This is a genomic window from Enterobacter cloacae complex sp. SYL003 (genome assembly GCF_049236925.1).
In the GTDB taxonomy this organism is placed as follows: Bacteria; Pseudomonadota; Gammaproteobacteria; order Enterobacterales; family Enterobacteriaceae; genus Enterobacter; species Enterobacter intestinihominis.
This window is the reverse complement of sequence record NZ_JBMKJK010000008.1, coordinates 22,839-36,209: the sequence shown is the minus strand read 5'-3', so window position 1 is coordinate 36,209 and position 13,371 is coordinate 22,839. Positions and strand designations below refer to the sequence as shown.

General features: G+C 56.8%; 10 protein-coding genes. 1 reads left to right on the top strand and 9 read right to left on the bottom strand.

Going from position 1 to position 13,371, the window contains the following annotated elements:
- Nucleotides 1-45: 45 nt before the first annotated feature.
- Genes aaeB through aaeX form a run of 3 tightly spaced genes read right to left on the bottom strand, consistent with a single transcriptional unit; the run spans nt 46 to nt 3,162 of the window.
- Complete coding sequence (aaeB, locus tag ACOT1A_RS11945; RefSeq protein ID WP_023298739.1) at nt 46-2,013, bottom strand: p-hydroxybenzoic acid efflux pump subunit AaeB; 1,968 nt, start codon at nt 2,011-2,013, stop codon at nt 46-48.
- A 5-nt stretch (nt 2,014-2,018) separates the two neighbouring features.
- On the bottom strand, nt 2,019-2,951 hold the full coding sequence (aaeA, locus tag ACOT1A_RS11940; RefSeq protein WP_023298740.1) for a p-hydroxybenzoic acid efflux pump subunit AaeA: 933 nt from the start codon (nt 2,949-2,951) through the stop codon (nt 2,019-2,021).
- Nucleotides 2,952-2,958: 7 nt separating this feature from the next.
- On the bottom strand, nt 2,959-3,162 hold the full coding sequence (gene aaeX, locus ACOT1A_RS11935) for a p-hydroxybenzoic acid efflux pump operon protein AaeX (RefSeq protein ID WP_003860416.1): 204 nt from the start codon (nt 3,160-3,162) through the stop codon (nt 2,959-2,961).
- A 178-nt stretch (nt 3,163-3,340) separates the two neighbouring features.
- Between aaeX and aaeR the strand changes: the two genes are divergently transcribed.
- The gene (aaeR, locus tag ACOT1A_RS11930; protein ID WP_022649561.1) at nt 3,341-4,267 is read left to right on the top strand and encodes an HTH-type transcriptional activator AaeR; all 927 of its coding nucleotides are present in this window, start codon (nt 3,341-3,343) and stop codon (nt 4,265-4,267) included.
- Between the two features lie 113 nt (nt 4,268-4,380).
- On the opposite strand, the gene tldD is transcribed toward aaeR, so the two are convergent.
- From tldD to mreC, 6 genes are all read right to left on the bottom strand, one after another.
- Entirely contained in the window at nt 4,381-5,826 is a 1,446-nt protein-coding gene (gene tldD / locus ACOT1A_RS11925; protein WP_022649562.1) for a metalloprotease TldD, read from the bottom strand.
- Nucleotides 5,827-5,909: 83 nt separating this feature from the next.
- Nucleotides 5,910-9,716, bottom strand: coding sequence for an AsmA2 domain-containing protein YhdP (gene yhdP / locus ACOT1A_RS11920; RefSeq protein ID WP_022649563.1), 3,807 nt, complete (start codon nt 9,714-9,716; stop codon nt 5,910-5,912).
- Between the two features lie 42 nt (nt 9,717-9,758).
- Entirely contained in the window at nt 9,759-11,228 is a 1,470-nt protein-coding gene (gene rng, locus ACOT1A_RS11915) for a ribonuclease G (protein ID WP_003860405.1), read from the bottom strand.
- Nucleotides 11,218-11,811, bottom strand: coding sequence for a Maf family protein (locus tag ACOT1A_RS11910; RefSeq protein ID WP_003860403.1), 594 nt, complete (start codon nt 11,809-11,811; stop codon nt 11,218-11,220). The genes rng and ACOT1A_RS11910 overlap by 11 nt, the downstream gene beginning before the upstream one ends.
- 9 nt (nt 11,812-11,820) lie before the next feature.
- Nucleotides 11,821-12,309: a rod shape-determining protein MreD gene (mreD, locus tag ACOT1A_RS11905; protein WP_003860402.1), complete on the bottom strand. Its 489-nt coding sequence runs from the start codon at nt 12,307-12,309 to the stop codon at nt 11,821-11,823.
- Nucleotides 12,309-13,325, bottom strand: coding sequence for a rod shape-determining protein MreC (mreC, locus tag ACOT1A_RS11900; protein WP_003860400.1), 1,017 nt, complete (start codon nt 13,323-13,325; stop codon nt 12,309-12,311). Before mreC ends, mreD begins: the two co-directional genes overlap by 1 nt.
- Between the last annotated feature and the right edge of the window lie 46 nt (nt 13,326-13,371).

Below are 13,371 nucleotides of genomic sequence, written 5' to 3'. Positions count from 1 at the left end.
ATAGCCACAAAAAAACCGACGCTTTTGGCGTCGGTTTTCTCTTCGTTAGCTGTCTGTCAGCGCATTCTGGTAGCGGTGCAGCATAAACACCAGCCGCTCTACCGGCTCGGTAACCTGCGGCGGGGCTTCCCAGACTCGCAGTTTCTCCTGGTAGATATCCAGCTCCTCCAGCAGTTGCTTAAAGTAGCGGCGACGTTTGTCATCACTGGATGCCGATATCACATGGTCCGCCGTTCGCCGTAGCTGGCGGTGGAAAGCGGACAAATCGTCGTTGATCGGCACTGGCGCGTTCCGCAGACGCTGGTGCGCGATAATCATGGTTAACGCCAGACGGAAGCGAGCGACATCGCCCGGGAATTTATTCAACAGCAGGAACAGTTGCTGGTAAAGGGCCGGAAGGTGGTTCTGCTTGCGCCGCGCGGTGTTGGTGGTCAAGGACGATACGGCGGCCGACACAAACTGATTGAGCAGCACGCGCCCTGTCCGCGCCTGAGAGTTATCCCGCACCAGCAGGATCACCATCATCGCCAGGAAACAGCCCACCAGCTGGCCTAATGCGCTATCCAGGAACTGGCTGAAATGGAAGGTCATCGGGTTATCCAGCACGAGGATGTTAATCGTACTCGCCAGCGCACCTAACGATCCCAGACGGCGTTTTTGTACCTCAATCCCGATAAAGAACGCCATCACCGCCAGGCTGATACAGAGCAAAAGCATGCTTTGCTGCGTCGAGGGGATGATTACCAGGAAGTAGAGCGCGCCAATGGGTAACGCCGCAATGGTGCCGTACAGAAAATCAATAGCGACCATGCGCGGGTTGGGCAGACGCATCGCCAGCGCGGTAACGACGGCAATCATCACCATCGCGCCGCTGCCGGACGTCCAGCCGGTCCACAGCCAGAACAGCGTGCCGAGTATACAGGCCAGGGTGGTACGCCAGAAGTTAACCATCGCATGATGACGCTCGGCGGATTCCGGTTTGATCACCACTTCGCCTTGTAACACCTCTTCTTCCGCCGCACTGATTTTGGTATTGCTAATCACGCCGCGTTTCAGAAGCAGGTAGCGCGTTGCGGCGCCAACCCAGGTATAAATGGTGACTGGCGTATCCCGTTCGCCCGTCCAGGCAATCACACGACGCATGCGTTTAAGCTGTCGATGCACGTCCTGCACTGTCTCCACAGGCTCATCAAACAGTTCGCGGAAGGTATCCGTTACCACTTCGGGGCGAGTGTTCTGAATCAGGTAGGTTTCACACGCCTGGGTGATCAGCGTTAACGAGACGGTATTGATCGCTTTTAGACGACGATTGGCACGCTCCCAGCGGGAAGACTCCATATTGAGATTACTGCGCATCCCTTCCAGCGCCTGCGTGCGGCGCACCAGCGCGCTCCAGGCCTTGTCGACCTCTTCGCTGTCGCCGTGTTTAATGCACAGCTGCATAAGCTGGTACTGGGCAACAATCAGCGCGTCCAGCTCACGATCGACTTCCTGCTTGATGGATCGCGGAGAGAAAAGCAGATCGGCGACAATCGCGCAGACGATACCAATGACAATCTCGCTACAACGTTCCACGGCGAACTGCGGAGCAAGCAGCGGTTCACTCTGAATGGTGATGATAATAATCAGCGCGGTATATCCCGCCAGGCCCCAGGCGTACGAGTTCTCCACCTTCACCAGCGAAGAGACCCAGGTGCAAAAACCCGCCCAGATACAGCATACAATCAGCATCAGCAGCGGCGTGCGGATCATCAGGATGATAATGGTCAGGGCGGCGATACAGCCGATAAAGGTACCGATAATACGCAGCATCCCGCGATAGCGAATTGCCCCGGAGTAAGGTTCGCCACCCGCCGCGAAGGCAGGACCGGCGGCGACGATCGCGGCGGTCAGAACAGCCCAGCGCGGCGTTTCAAGCTGGAAATGGAAGCCAACAAACAGCGCCAGCACAATGGCGCATGCCAGCTTCACGGCGAAGCGGATGTGCTGGCTGGCGATGGAAAAAATGCCCATAGCGATCAACCAAACTCGCGCAGGCGATGGGCGATTTGACGGAAGATAGAATCCTGGCTGGCATCACGGTCTTTTTCACCGGTGATCACTACCGTCGCCGTGGTGCCTGCGGGCCAGAGGTTGCTCTGCTGCTCATCCAGACGAATGCGTACCGGTACGCGCTGCGCCAGACGAACCCACTCGAGGTTAGAATCGACGGTCGCCATCCCTTTTGAATCATTGGTACTGCTGGCGTTGGTCACCCCCGCGGCCACGCTGTCCACGGTTCCTTTCAGGACCCGGTTGCTGCCGAGCGGCGTGATTTCGGCGCGATAGCCCGGACGCACGCCTTCCAGCTTGGTCTCTTCCATATAGGCGAGGACGTAGAAGGAGTTCTGTTTCACCAGCGCCACGGCGGTGGAGCCGCGCGTGATAAACTCACCCGCATAGACGTTGAGGTTGGTTACCCAGCCATCAGACGGGGCGCGGATAACGGTACGTTCCAGATCGAGCTTCGCCAGATCGCGCGTCGCCTGCGCTTTTGCCAGCTGATGCAGCACGGTTTGCAGCACGTTATTGGACTGATCAATCTCTTCCCGGGACATGGCCTGGATGCCCAGCTTGTTACGACGTCCTGCTTCACGGCGTTTTTCAGCGGCCAGCGCGTTGTAATACGCTACATCGGCTTCCGCTTCTTCCAGCGCTTTTTGATAGCGCGGCTGGTCGATAGTGAACAGTACCTGATCTTTTTTCACCAGCTGGTTATCGTGGACATTGACCGCCGTAATGAGACCGGCGACATCGGGCGCTATCGCGACCACCTCCGCGCTGAAACGCGCATCGCGCGTCCACGGGGATTCGGTGTAATAAACCCAGGCGCGAAAAATAGCGATGAACGCCAGGATGACCAGCGCCATAGTGATGGCAGTGCGGGAGATTTTTCTTGTTAGCGTTTTCACATCAACCTCAGACAAACATGCGCGATATTAAATAGAACAGGCAGCAATACAGCGCGGTATTAAACAATGCAGGATGCCAGACGAAATCATAAATCCCGGTAGGGACCAGCACCTTGCGCACCAGCCAGAAGATCGCCAGTGATAAAAGAAGCTCGAAAAATATCGGTGGGAACGACAGACCGAACACCACGATAACGGGAAACAGACTCATGTTGACCTTGATTAAAGAGATGCAGGTTACTGGATTATTAAGCTCACGCCGCCGCAGGAGAGCATGAATTGCCGGGTGAGAGTGGCGCAGCCGTTATGTAATTAATAATATATTAACGTAACTGTTATGCTGTTATCTATCATATGTGATCTAAATCACTTTTAAGCCAGAGTGAATAATGGAACGTCTAAAACGCATGTCCGTCTTTGCGAAAGTGGTTGAGCAAGGCTCTTTTACCGCCGCAGCACGTCAGCTACAAATGAGCGTCTCATCCATTAGCCAGACAGTGTCAAAACTGGAAGATGAGCTCCAGGTGAAGCTGCTCAACCGCAGCACCCGCAGCATTGGGCTGACGGAAGCGGGTAAAATTTACTATCAGGGCTGCCGTCGAATGCTGCATGAAGTGCAGGATGTTCACGAGCAGCTCTACGCCTTTAACAACACGCCTATCGGCACGCTGCGTATCGGGTGTTCTTCAACTATGGCACAAAATGTTCTCGCTGCCATGACGGCGGAAATGCTGAAAGAGTATCCCGGTTTAACCGTTAATCTGGTAACGGGTATTCCGGCACCGGATCTGATTGCCGATGGGTTAGACGTGGTGATCCGCGTTGGCGCATTGCAGGACTCGAGCCTGTTCTCGCGTCGACTGGGCAGCATGCCGATGGTGGTCTGCGCTTCGAAAAGCTATCTGGCACAGTATGGCGTACCGGAAAAACCTGCCGACCTGAGCAACCACTCGTGGCTGGAATACAGCGTTCGCCCAGATAACGAATTTGAATTGATCGCGCCAGAGGGGCTTTCCACCAAACTGCTGCCTGAAGGCCGCTTCGTGACCAACGATCCGATGACCATCTCACGCTGGCTGGTGGCCGGGGCCGGGATCGCCTACGTGCCGCTGATGTGGGTGATCAACGAGATCAACAGCGGCGAACTGGAGATCCTCTTCCCGCGCTACCAGTCGGATCCGCGCCCGGTGTACGCGCTCTATACCGAAAAGGACAAGCTGCCGCTGAAGGTGCAGGTCTGTATTAACTATCTGACGGACTATTTTGTGGAAGTGGCAGAGCTGTTTCAGGGGATGCGGGGAAGAAGGAAAGAGTAGGCCTCCCCCCTCACCCCGGCCCTCTCCCCAAAGGGGCGAGGGAGAAAAGACGGCACGGAGCAGTCCCCTCTCCCCGTTGGGGAGAGAGTTAGGGTGAGGGGAAAATGAAAAAATTACGCCGTGCCGCCCACCGTCAGGTTATCGACCTTCAGGGTTGGCTGGCCCACGCCTACCGGCAGGCTCTGACCCTCTTTGCCGCAAACGCCCACGCCGTTATCCAGCTTCAGGTCGTTACCCACCATGGAAATCTGCTGCATGGCCTCAATGCCAGAGCCAATCAGGGTTGCGCCCTTCACCGCTTTGGTCACTTTGCCCTTCTCAATCAGATACGCCTCTGAGGTAGAGAAGACAAATTTACCGGAGGTGATATCCACCTGGCCGCCGCCAAAGTTCGGCGCGAAGATACCGTAATCAACGGATTCGATAATCTCCTGCGGCGTGGATTTACCCGGCAGCATGTAGGTGTTGGTCATGCGCGGCATCGGCAGGTGCGCGTAGGATTCGCGACGACCGTTACCCGTTGGCGCAACGCCCATCAGACGCGCGTTAAGCTTGTCCTGCATGTAACCTTTCAGTACGCCATTTTCGATCAGCACGTTGTACTGGCCCGGCGTGCCTTCATCGTCGATAGAAATCGAGCCGCGACGGTCGAGCATGGTGCCATCATCCACCACGGTACACAGCTCGGAGGAGACAAGCTGCCCCATCTGACCGCTGAATACGGACGTCCCGCGACGGTTGAAATCCCCCTCCAGGCCGTGACCGACCGCTTCGTGCAGCAACACGCCAGGCCAGCCTGCGCCCAGAACCACCGGCAGCGTACCGGCAGGTGCCGCCACGGCAGACAAGTTGACCAGCGCCATGCGCACGGCTTCTTTTGCCCACGCATCCGCGCGCGCTTCGCCGTCAACGTCGCCGAGGAACCAGTCGTAGCCAAAACGACCGCCGCCACCGCTTGAGCCGCGCTCGCGCTTGCCGTCGTCTTCCACCTGCACGCTGATAGAGAGGCGCACAAGCGGACGCACGTCGGCGGCCAGCGTACCGTCCGTCGCCGCCACCAGGATCAGTTCATAAACACCGCTCAGGCTGGCAGAAACTTCCTGCACGCGTTTATCCGCCGCGCGAGCCACTTTGTCCACGCGACGCAGGATGTCCAGCTTCTCTTCGCGGCTCATGCTTTGCAGTGGGTCGATGCTGGTATAAAGCGCAGCGTGCTGCACTTCACCCAGGGTTTTCACGCGACCGTCGCCGGTATCACGCACAATGGTTCGCGCCGCCTGCGCGCTCTGCTCCAGCGCGGCCAGGCTTATCTGGTCTGCATAAGCAAAACCGGTTTTTTCGCCGCTGACGGCGCGCACGCCGACGCCCTGGTCAATGTTATAAGAACCATCTTTAATGATGCTGTCTTCTAAAACCCAGGATTCGTGATAGCTCGACTGGAAATAGAGATCGCCGTAGTCGAGGCGGCGTTCGGTCAGTTGACCAAGAATGGAGAACAGGTCCTGATGGCTCAGGCCGTTCGCTGCGAGCAAATGTTCACTTACCAGGTTCAGACTCATCGTATTGCTACTCGTTCGTTGCCGCCAGTGGCGGTATAAAATCAATATTATTGAGAGTGAGGCAATTACCTGCCCACGTCAAATCATTGCTGTGCTTCTTTGCGCGGCTGGCGCAGCACTTCATTAATCTGCGGTTTATCGATTGGGCCCGTAATGCGGTAGCGCAGAATCGAGACTTTGCTCCAGAGCGGCCCCAGCACTTTGCTGGCGGCAAATACCGCCGCGCCGATTATCGGATTGACCACAAAAGCGGTAGCAACACCCACTGTAGCGGAGATTTCCGGGGCAACAACCGCTTCCATATCCAGCTCCCGGCGCACGAGGTTCACTGATCCTTTCATGGCGATGTCCGCTTCCAGGCCGTCCAGCAGCGTATCATCGGTATGCATCACGCCGTCCTTGATCCAGGCCGTTCCGCGAATGGAGTCATAATAGAAACCGTCGTTGAAGGTATCGCTGAAATCGAAGCGCAGCTTGCGCAGCAGCGCGTCAAAGCTCAGCAGGCGCAGTATTTGCCCTGCATGACCGGTGCTAACATCGGCAATTTGTCCCTTACCAAAACGGGTTCTGAGGATACCGTTCAGCGAGGCAACGTCCGGCTGCCACGGTGCCGCGCGCCAGTGCAGATCGTAATTCACATCGAAGGACGATCCGCGAAGCGGCGTGCTGATCCCAAAGAAGTTAGCCGCTGCGTCCAGCTTGTTGCCTTTAATATCGCCCTTCAGCGAGGTGCGCTGTTCACCCGGTTTGTTCACCCACTCGCCAGCGGCGGTCATGCGGCCAAAGCCGGTATCCACCAGCCCACCAGAGAGGCTCAGCGTATTGCCCTGAATAGCAAAATCACCGTCGATACGGCCATATTTTTGTCCCCACAGCCAGCACTCCGCACAGCGCAGCTGGAGATCGGGCCAGTTGCTGAAATCCACGCGCGACGTTCCACTGCTGCTGAAAGGAGACGTACTTGTCGACTGTGTTTTAGACGCCGTAAAGGTCGGGTTGTAATAGAGATAACGGATAGCCGCCTGCCATGGCGCGTTATCGCGCATCGTCAACGAACCGTTAATTTCACGCCCCTGCGCCTCGACCTTTGAGCCGTTCACCGTCGGCCGGGAGACAATACTCAGGTTGTTCCACTGCTGCCCACCCAGCGTCAGCGCAGGCGTGCGCAAGGTAATGGACTGCGGGAACTGCGCCGTTTGGTCGACGTTTTGCCCGACACCTTTCTGAAACAGTGCCAGCCACTCTGCGCCATCCATCGGCGGGAGATTCAGTTCAATGCCCGCCTGCTCCGGCAGCGGCGGCGTGGTACGGCTGTCCGTCGTCCAGATCGCCCTGTCCAGCGTCAGCTTGCGGTTAAGCAGCCAGCGGCTGTTGAAGTGGTTTGTTCCGCCAGCGTTTCCGGTTAAATCAAAGCTGTTGAGGTTGCCCGCAACCTTTACGTTGACGGGCAGTGCTTCACCGCTTTTCTTGTTCAGCGGTGCGGGAAGCTGGCTACTGAGGTTTTTTAGATCGCCCGTAATGTCGACGTTATAGCGCGCACCAGCATGATAAGGCAGGTCGATGGCGACCTTGCCATTCCATGACACCGCGCCGTCCACCGCATTCTCAATCGGCTTCGGCAGAACATCCATGCGTGACGGCTGCCAGTTCGCGTCCATATTGACCGCCACCTGGTAGGCTTTGTCGCCCTCGGTGGTGGAGAAATCGATATTGACGGGTTGATTGAACCAGGTCGCTTTCAGCGGCTTACTTTTCAGATTGCCGTTAACAAAGCTGAACTGACCGCTAAGGTTTTTCAGCGTGCTGTCCAGCGGCTTGATATAGAGGCTGTTATTGTTCAGACGAACGTCGCCTTTGGCGGTGGTCATTTCACCGTCGAGCGGGATATCCAGATGTAAGCGAGCATTCACATCACCATCTAACTGCAACTGCTGGAGAGTGGCCGCCAGGGAGTCATCCAGCGGCGTATCTTCAAAATACGGGCCAACCGCTTTACCCGGCCCCTTAATATCCGCATCAATCAGCAGTTTCTCTTTGGAGTAATCCGGGATGTTTGCCGTCAGGTTGCTTGCCGTTACGCCGCCCAGCGCAACGCTGTCCGTCTTCATCCACAAGCCGTCATTCAGGAAGTTGAGTTCGATATTCAGATTCTTCAGCGCGGGCCAGTCCGGCTGGAAGGCATAGGTGGCGTTGCGTAGCGGCACCAGAACCTGGAACTGGCCTTCGTTATGCTTATACGGGAACAGGTGTGGATTGCCGCCGTAGACCAGCGTGGCGTTATCCGCCTGACCGCCCTGAATGGCGCCGCTGAGATAGTCTACCAGCGCTTTCCCCATCAGGTTTTCCGGGAAGTAGCGCCACGCCTGCGAACCGTCATCCGTGCTGATGCCCGCCAGAATGCCCAGCCACGGCTCATCGCCTTCAGGCTGTAGATAACGGAAATTACCGCGGGCATGTACCGCTTTGGCTTTTACATCAATATCGCGACCATCGAGCTGAAAACCTTTGTCATTCTTCAGCCAGTTAAGAGTGGCGTTTCCCTTTTCGATCTCCAGTGGCGCACGGAAGACCGTTTCGTACGGCATTTTTGCTTCCTGCATTTCTGCCGTCAGCCTGCCGTTTTCCACGCTTCCTTCCAGTTTACCGCTGAAGTGCTCGGCACCCGGCAGCAGCTTCCACTGTTTCCATGCGAGATTTTTCCATGCCGCCTGAAAACGCGTCTTTTCCGTGGCCTGGAGCGGAATATCCAGCGCCAGCCGGTTTATCTGCCCGCTCGGTTGCGTCGCCAGCCAGATTTCGCCCAGCTCCGGGGAGAGTTTTGCGGCCATTGAACGCAACCCTTCGATCGCCGTCAGATCCAGGTTACTGGCGCGGATACGCAGCTCATCGCTGCGTTTACCGTTTATACCGCCGACGTCCTGCTCCGGCATCCACGCCAGCGTCAGCGCGCCGCGCGGCCAGGGTTTGTTATCCATGGAGATGCGCGTATCCGGAATAGCGAACTGCCAGCCGCCTTTATCCTGCGTCACGTGTGCGGTGAGGTTATCGACGGAAAGCTGATGCTGATGGTTTTCCCCCTTCCAGCTCGCGCCCCCCTGCTTAAGCCAGATATCGCCGCTGGCGAATGCCCCGTTCGTCAGGGTCATCCAGCCTTCCAGGCTGAAGCGCGCGGTTTCCAGCTGCATGTTCTGCTGTAGCCACTCACCCAGCCACGGCTTCACGTCCACGTCGTCTGCCTGTAGCCACACCCTGCCGTTGTTCAGCAGGCCATTGTCGTCGCGCAGATCCATCCGCACCTGCATAACGCCGTGCTGCCCGTTCAGGCTGGAGAGATTCACCTGCCCCTCGGCGCGGTGGCGATCTTTCCCGTTTAGCCAGGTCAGCTGTGGGATCGCCAACTCAGCGCGCTGTCCGGAAAGGGTTATAAAGCTCACTTCGCTGTCGCGGAGATCGAAATGATCGAACTGACGCAGGAAGAGATCGCTGATACGGCTGGTTTCCAGCCCACGATCGCTGTCGCCGCTTTGCAGCGGCGTGTTGGTCATCAGCTGAAGTTGCCAGAAGGTGAGATCGCGAAACTGCCAGCGCAGATGCAGCAGGCTTTGCCAGACATCCAGCGCCAGGGTGACGCGTTTGATTTTAAGATGGCCGCCATCTTTCAGGCTGGCGCTGATATCCCGCGCATCAAGCGTCGGGCCAAAGTTCTGCCAGCTTGCCTCGATATGGCTCACGTCCACCGGCAGACCGGTGGCAGATTCGATTTTTGCCAGGATCTGCGGCCGCCAGCTGTCCAGATGCGGCAAGGCGAGACGCAGCCCGCTCACGAGCAACGCGACAATCACGACCAGCGTTGCCCCTGTAAGCAGTAAAATCCCCGGCAATCGCCTCACGCGTCTCTCCTTGTCAGCCTTAAATCTCGCAGCGAACTGCGTTTACATCATGACGACGTCAAACTGCTCCTGGTTATAGAGCGGCTCAATTTGCACTTTTACCTGTTTGCCGACAAAGATTTCCACTTCCGCCAGCGCGTGCGACTCTTCCCCTTTCAAGGCCTCTGCCACCGCAGGGGAAGCATAGACCAGAAAACGGTCTGAGTCGTAGGCATGATGGACACGGACAATCTCACGCATGATCTCGTAGCAGACCGTCTCCACCGTCTTTACCGTTCCGCGTCCATGGCAGGTTGGACACTCATTACACAGGACATGTTCCACGCTTTCGCGGGTCCGTTTCCGGGTCATTTCCACCAGACCGAGCTGCGAGAAGCCATTGATGCTGGTTTTCACGCGATCTTTACTCAGCGCCTGCTCCAGGGAGTGCAGCACGCGACGGCGGTGGTCTTCATTATTCATATCGATAAAGTCGATGATGATAATACCGCCCAGATTACGCAGGCGAAGCTGGCGTGCGATGGCCTGCGTCGCTTCTATATTGGTATTAAAGATGGTGTCATCGAGGTTGCGATGGCCGACAAACGCGCCGGTGTTGATGTCGACGGTGGTCATCGCTTCGGTTTGATCGATGATCAGATAGCCACCCGATTTCAGCTCAACCTTACGCTCCAGCGCACGCTGGATTTCGTTTTCAACGTCATAGAGATCAAATATTGGCTGGCGTCCGGTGTAATGCTCCAGCAGCCCCGGCATTTCCGGGATGTACTCGGCGGTGAACTCCAGTAAGGCTTCGTACGTCAGACGGGAGTCCACGCGGATTCGGTCGAGCTGCGCATCGGCGAAATCACGTAATACGCGCTGAGCGAGCGCCAGCTCACCGTACAGCCGGTAGCGGGTCTGGTTGCGTTTTTTACGCTCCATCACTTTGGTCCAGACGCGCTTCAGATAGGCCGCATCCGAGGCCAGGTCTTCTTCGCTGATCCCTTCCGCTGCGGTACGGATAATAAACCCGCCCTGCTCGTCGCAGTAGGCGCTGACCACCTTTTTCAGGCGTTCACGCTCGCTTTCGCTCTCAATACGCTGTGACACGCCGACGTGCGACGCCCCCGGCATAAAGACCAGATAACGTGAAGGAAGGGTGATGTCGGTGGTCAGACGCGCGCCTTTGGTGCCCAGCGGATCTTTTACCACCTGCACCATCAGATCCTGGCCCTGACGCACCAGCTCAGAGATGTCGCGCACGGCAAACTGCTTTTGCTCTTCGCCTGCCACGCATTCGGTATGCGGCATGATGTCGGAGGCGTGTAAAAACGCCGCTTTATCGAGCCCAATATCTACAAAAGCCGCCTGCATACCCGGCAGTACACGACTGACACGACCTTTGTAGATATTGCCTACGATTCCGCGCCGCGCTTCACGCTCAATATGAATTTCCTGAAGAATGCCACCATCAATGTAGGCCACACGGGTTTCCGATGGCGTTACGTTTACCAACAATTCAGCCGTCATAATTATCCCTTCCCTCACGCAGTGAGTTAAAATTGCTCAGCAACTCATACGTTTCCACCAGCGGTAAGCCGACTACGGCGTGATAGCTGCCATTTATCTTCCTGACAAAACAGCCACCCAACCCTTGAATACCGTATGCACCTGCTTTATCCATAGGTTCACCGCTGGCGATATAGCCGGCGATCTCCTCGTCGGTGAGGACTCTGAACGTCACTTCCGTTACCACAAGGCAATCCAGAACGTACTGGCTGTCTGCCAGCGCTACCGCCGTCATCACCTGATGGGTTTGTCCGGACATGTTACGCAGCATCCGCGCAGCATGGTCTGCGTCGCGGGGTTTCTCAAGCACCTCACCATTGAGGATGACGATGGTATCGGCCCCCAGCACCGGTAAGTCACGCGGCACGCATGCAACGCCCGCCTGCGCTTTTTCACGCGCCAGACGGGAGACATACTGCTGAGCGCTTTCGCCCTCAGCACGTTTTTCTTCGATACCGGTAACGATGCGTTCGAAGGATACACCCAACTGCGCGAGCAGTTCCTGGCGACGCGGAGAACCGGAGGCAAGATACAAAGACGTCATAGAAACCTTTTATTGCACGGCAAACTGCTGGCGAATTTTACGCATCAGCAGGAACAGCCACGGCCAGAGCACACCGTTTACTACACTACTCCAGAACACTTCCGGTCGGAAAGAGACGTTGATCACTAAAAACTCTGCCCAGAAAACAACGATATCCGCAGCGAGCGACAACAACATCACCACCAGCGCCTGTTGCCAGAGCGCAAGGTTACGAAAGAGCTGGAATTTGAGTGCAACGAGATACGCAATAATGCTCATGGATAAGGCGCGGACGCCAAGCGTAGAGCCACTGATAAGATCCAGTATGGCACCCATCACAAAACCTGTGCCGACATTTACGCGGTGCGGCAGGGCAAGGATCCAGTAGAGCAAAATGAGTAATACCCAGTTTGGCCGGAAAACAAGAATGTCGTCCGGCCAGGGCATAATTTGCAGCAACAATGCAACGAGGAATGAGAGCCAGATTACCCAGCGCCCCTGGCTACGATAACTGGCCACTACTGCCCTCCACCCGAGACTTGCGGCGGTGGCGGCGCATCCGGTAGCGGCTGCGTTAACCCCGTCGCCGGAGCCGGTACGGGCGCAGGTGGCCCCATTGCATCCGGCGCAGGCAGCACCTGCGGCATCATCTGCATCAGGCGCTCATTGGCCACGCGATGCACATCTTCCGGCGTCATCGGGTTAGCGCCGTTACGATCGGCGCCCCATAGCAGCAGCAGGTAGCGTAAACGCTGCAAGCCAGCCGTTGGACGCGCCTGGATCACGGTGTAGGCACGTTGAGTGTCGAGCTTCACGGAAGAGACAACCGCAACCGGGTAGCCTTCAGGGAAACGACCGCCCAGACCAGACGTCACCAGCACGTCACCCACGCGGATATCCGTGTTGGCGGGCAGGTGTTCCAGTTGCAGATCGTCCGTACAACCATTACCGGCGGCAATTACGCGAATATCGTTACGCAGCACCTGAATCGGCAGTGCATGGGTGGCATCGCAAATCAGCAGCACACGGCTGGTCAGTTTGGCAACCGCCACGACCTGGCCCACAACGCCTTTATCGCTGATGACAGGCTGACCTTCGTATACGCCGTTCACGCTGCCTTTATCAATCACCACCTGATCGCTGTATGGATCGTTTACGGTGGAGATCACCTGGGTGACCATTTTCTGTTCATCCTGGCGCAGCGGCGAGCCAAGCAGTTCCCGCAGACGCGCGTTTTCCTGCTTATATTGCCCCAGCATCAGTAGCTCGCTGTTTTTCAGCAGCAGTTCCTGGCGTAATGCACGGTTTTCGAGTTCGAGCTGGTCACGCGATGAAAGCGTTTGCGACACGGAGTCGAGCAGTTCACGGGGACCATTTGAAATAAAGTAGAAAGGACTGACGGCGGTATCCATGTACGTTCGGATCTGGCTGAACGTACCGAGGCGGCTATCGGCAATAATGACCCCGAGCGCCACCAGAACCGCCAGGATCAGGCGAAACTGTAGCGACGGGCCACGGCTAAAAATTGGCTTCATAGGCTATGCGTATTCTCGCGTCAGAGAGAAAGGGTAGCCATTTGCT

Excerpts from the sequence above, each read along its gene's own strand:
- tldD (WP_022649562.1), bottom strand. The coding sequence starts at position 5,826 with ATGAGTCTGAACCTGGTAAGTGAACATTTGCTCGCAGCGAACGGCCTG.
- aaeX (WP_003860416.1), bottom strand. The coding sequence starts at position 3,162 with ATGAGTCTGTTTCCCGTTATCGTGGTGTTCGGTCTGTCGTTCCCACCG.
- aaeR (WP_022649561.1), top strand. The coding sequence starts at position 3,341 with ATGGAACGTCTAAAACGCATGTCCGTCTTTGCGAAAGTGGTTGAGCAA.
- ACOT1A_RS11910 (WP_003860403.1), bottom strand. The coding sequence starts at position 11,811 with ATGACGTCTTTGTATCTTGCCTCCGGTTCTCCGCGTCGCCAGGAACTG.
- rng (WP_003860405.1), bottom strand. The coding sequence starts at position 11,228 with ATGACGGCTGAATTGTTGGTAAACGTAACGCCATCGGAAACCCGTGTG.
- aaeB (WP_023298739.1), bottom strand. The coding sequence starts at position 2,013 with ATGGGCATTTTTTCCATCGCCAGCCAGCACATCCGCTTCGCCGTGAAG.
- mreC (WP_003860400.1), bottom strand. The coding sequence starts at position 13,325 with ATGAAGCCAATTTTTAGCCGTGGCCCGTCGCTACAGTTTCGCCTGATC.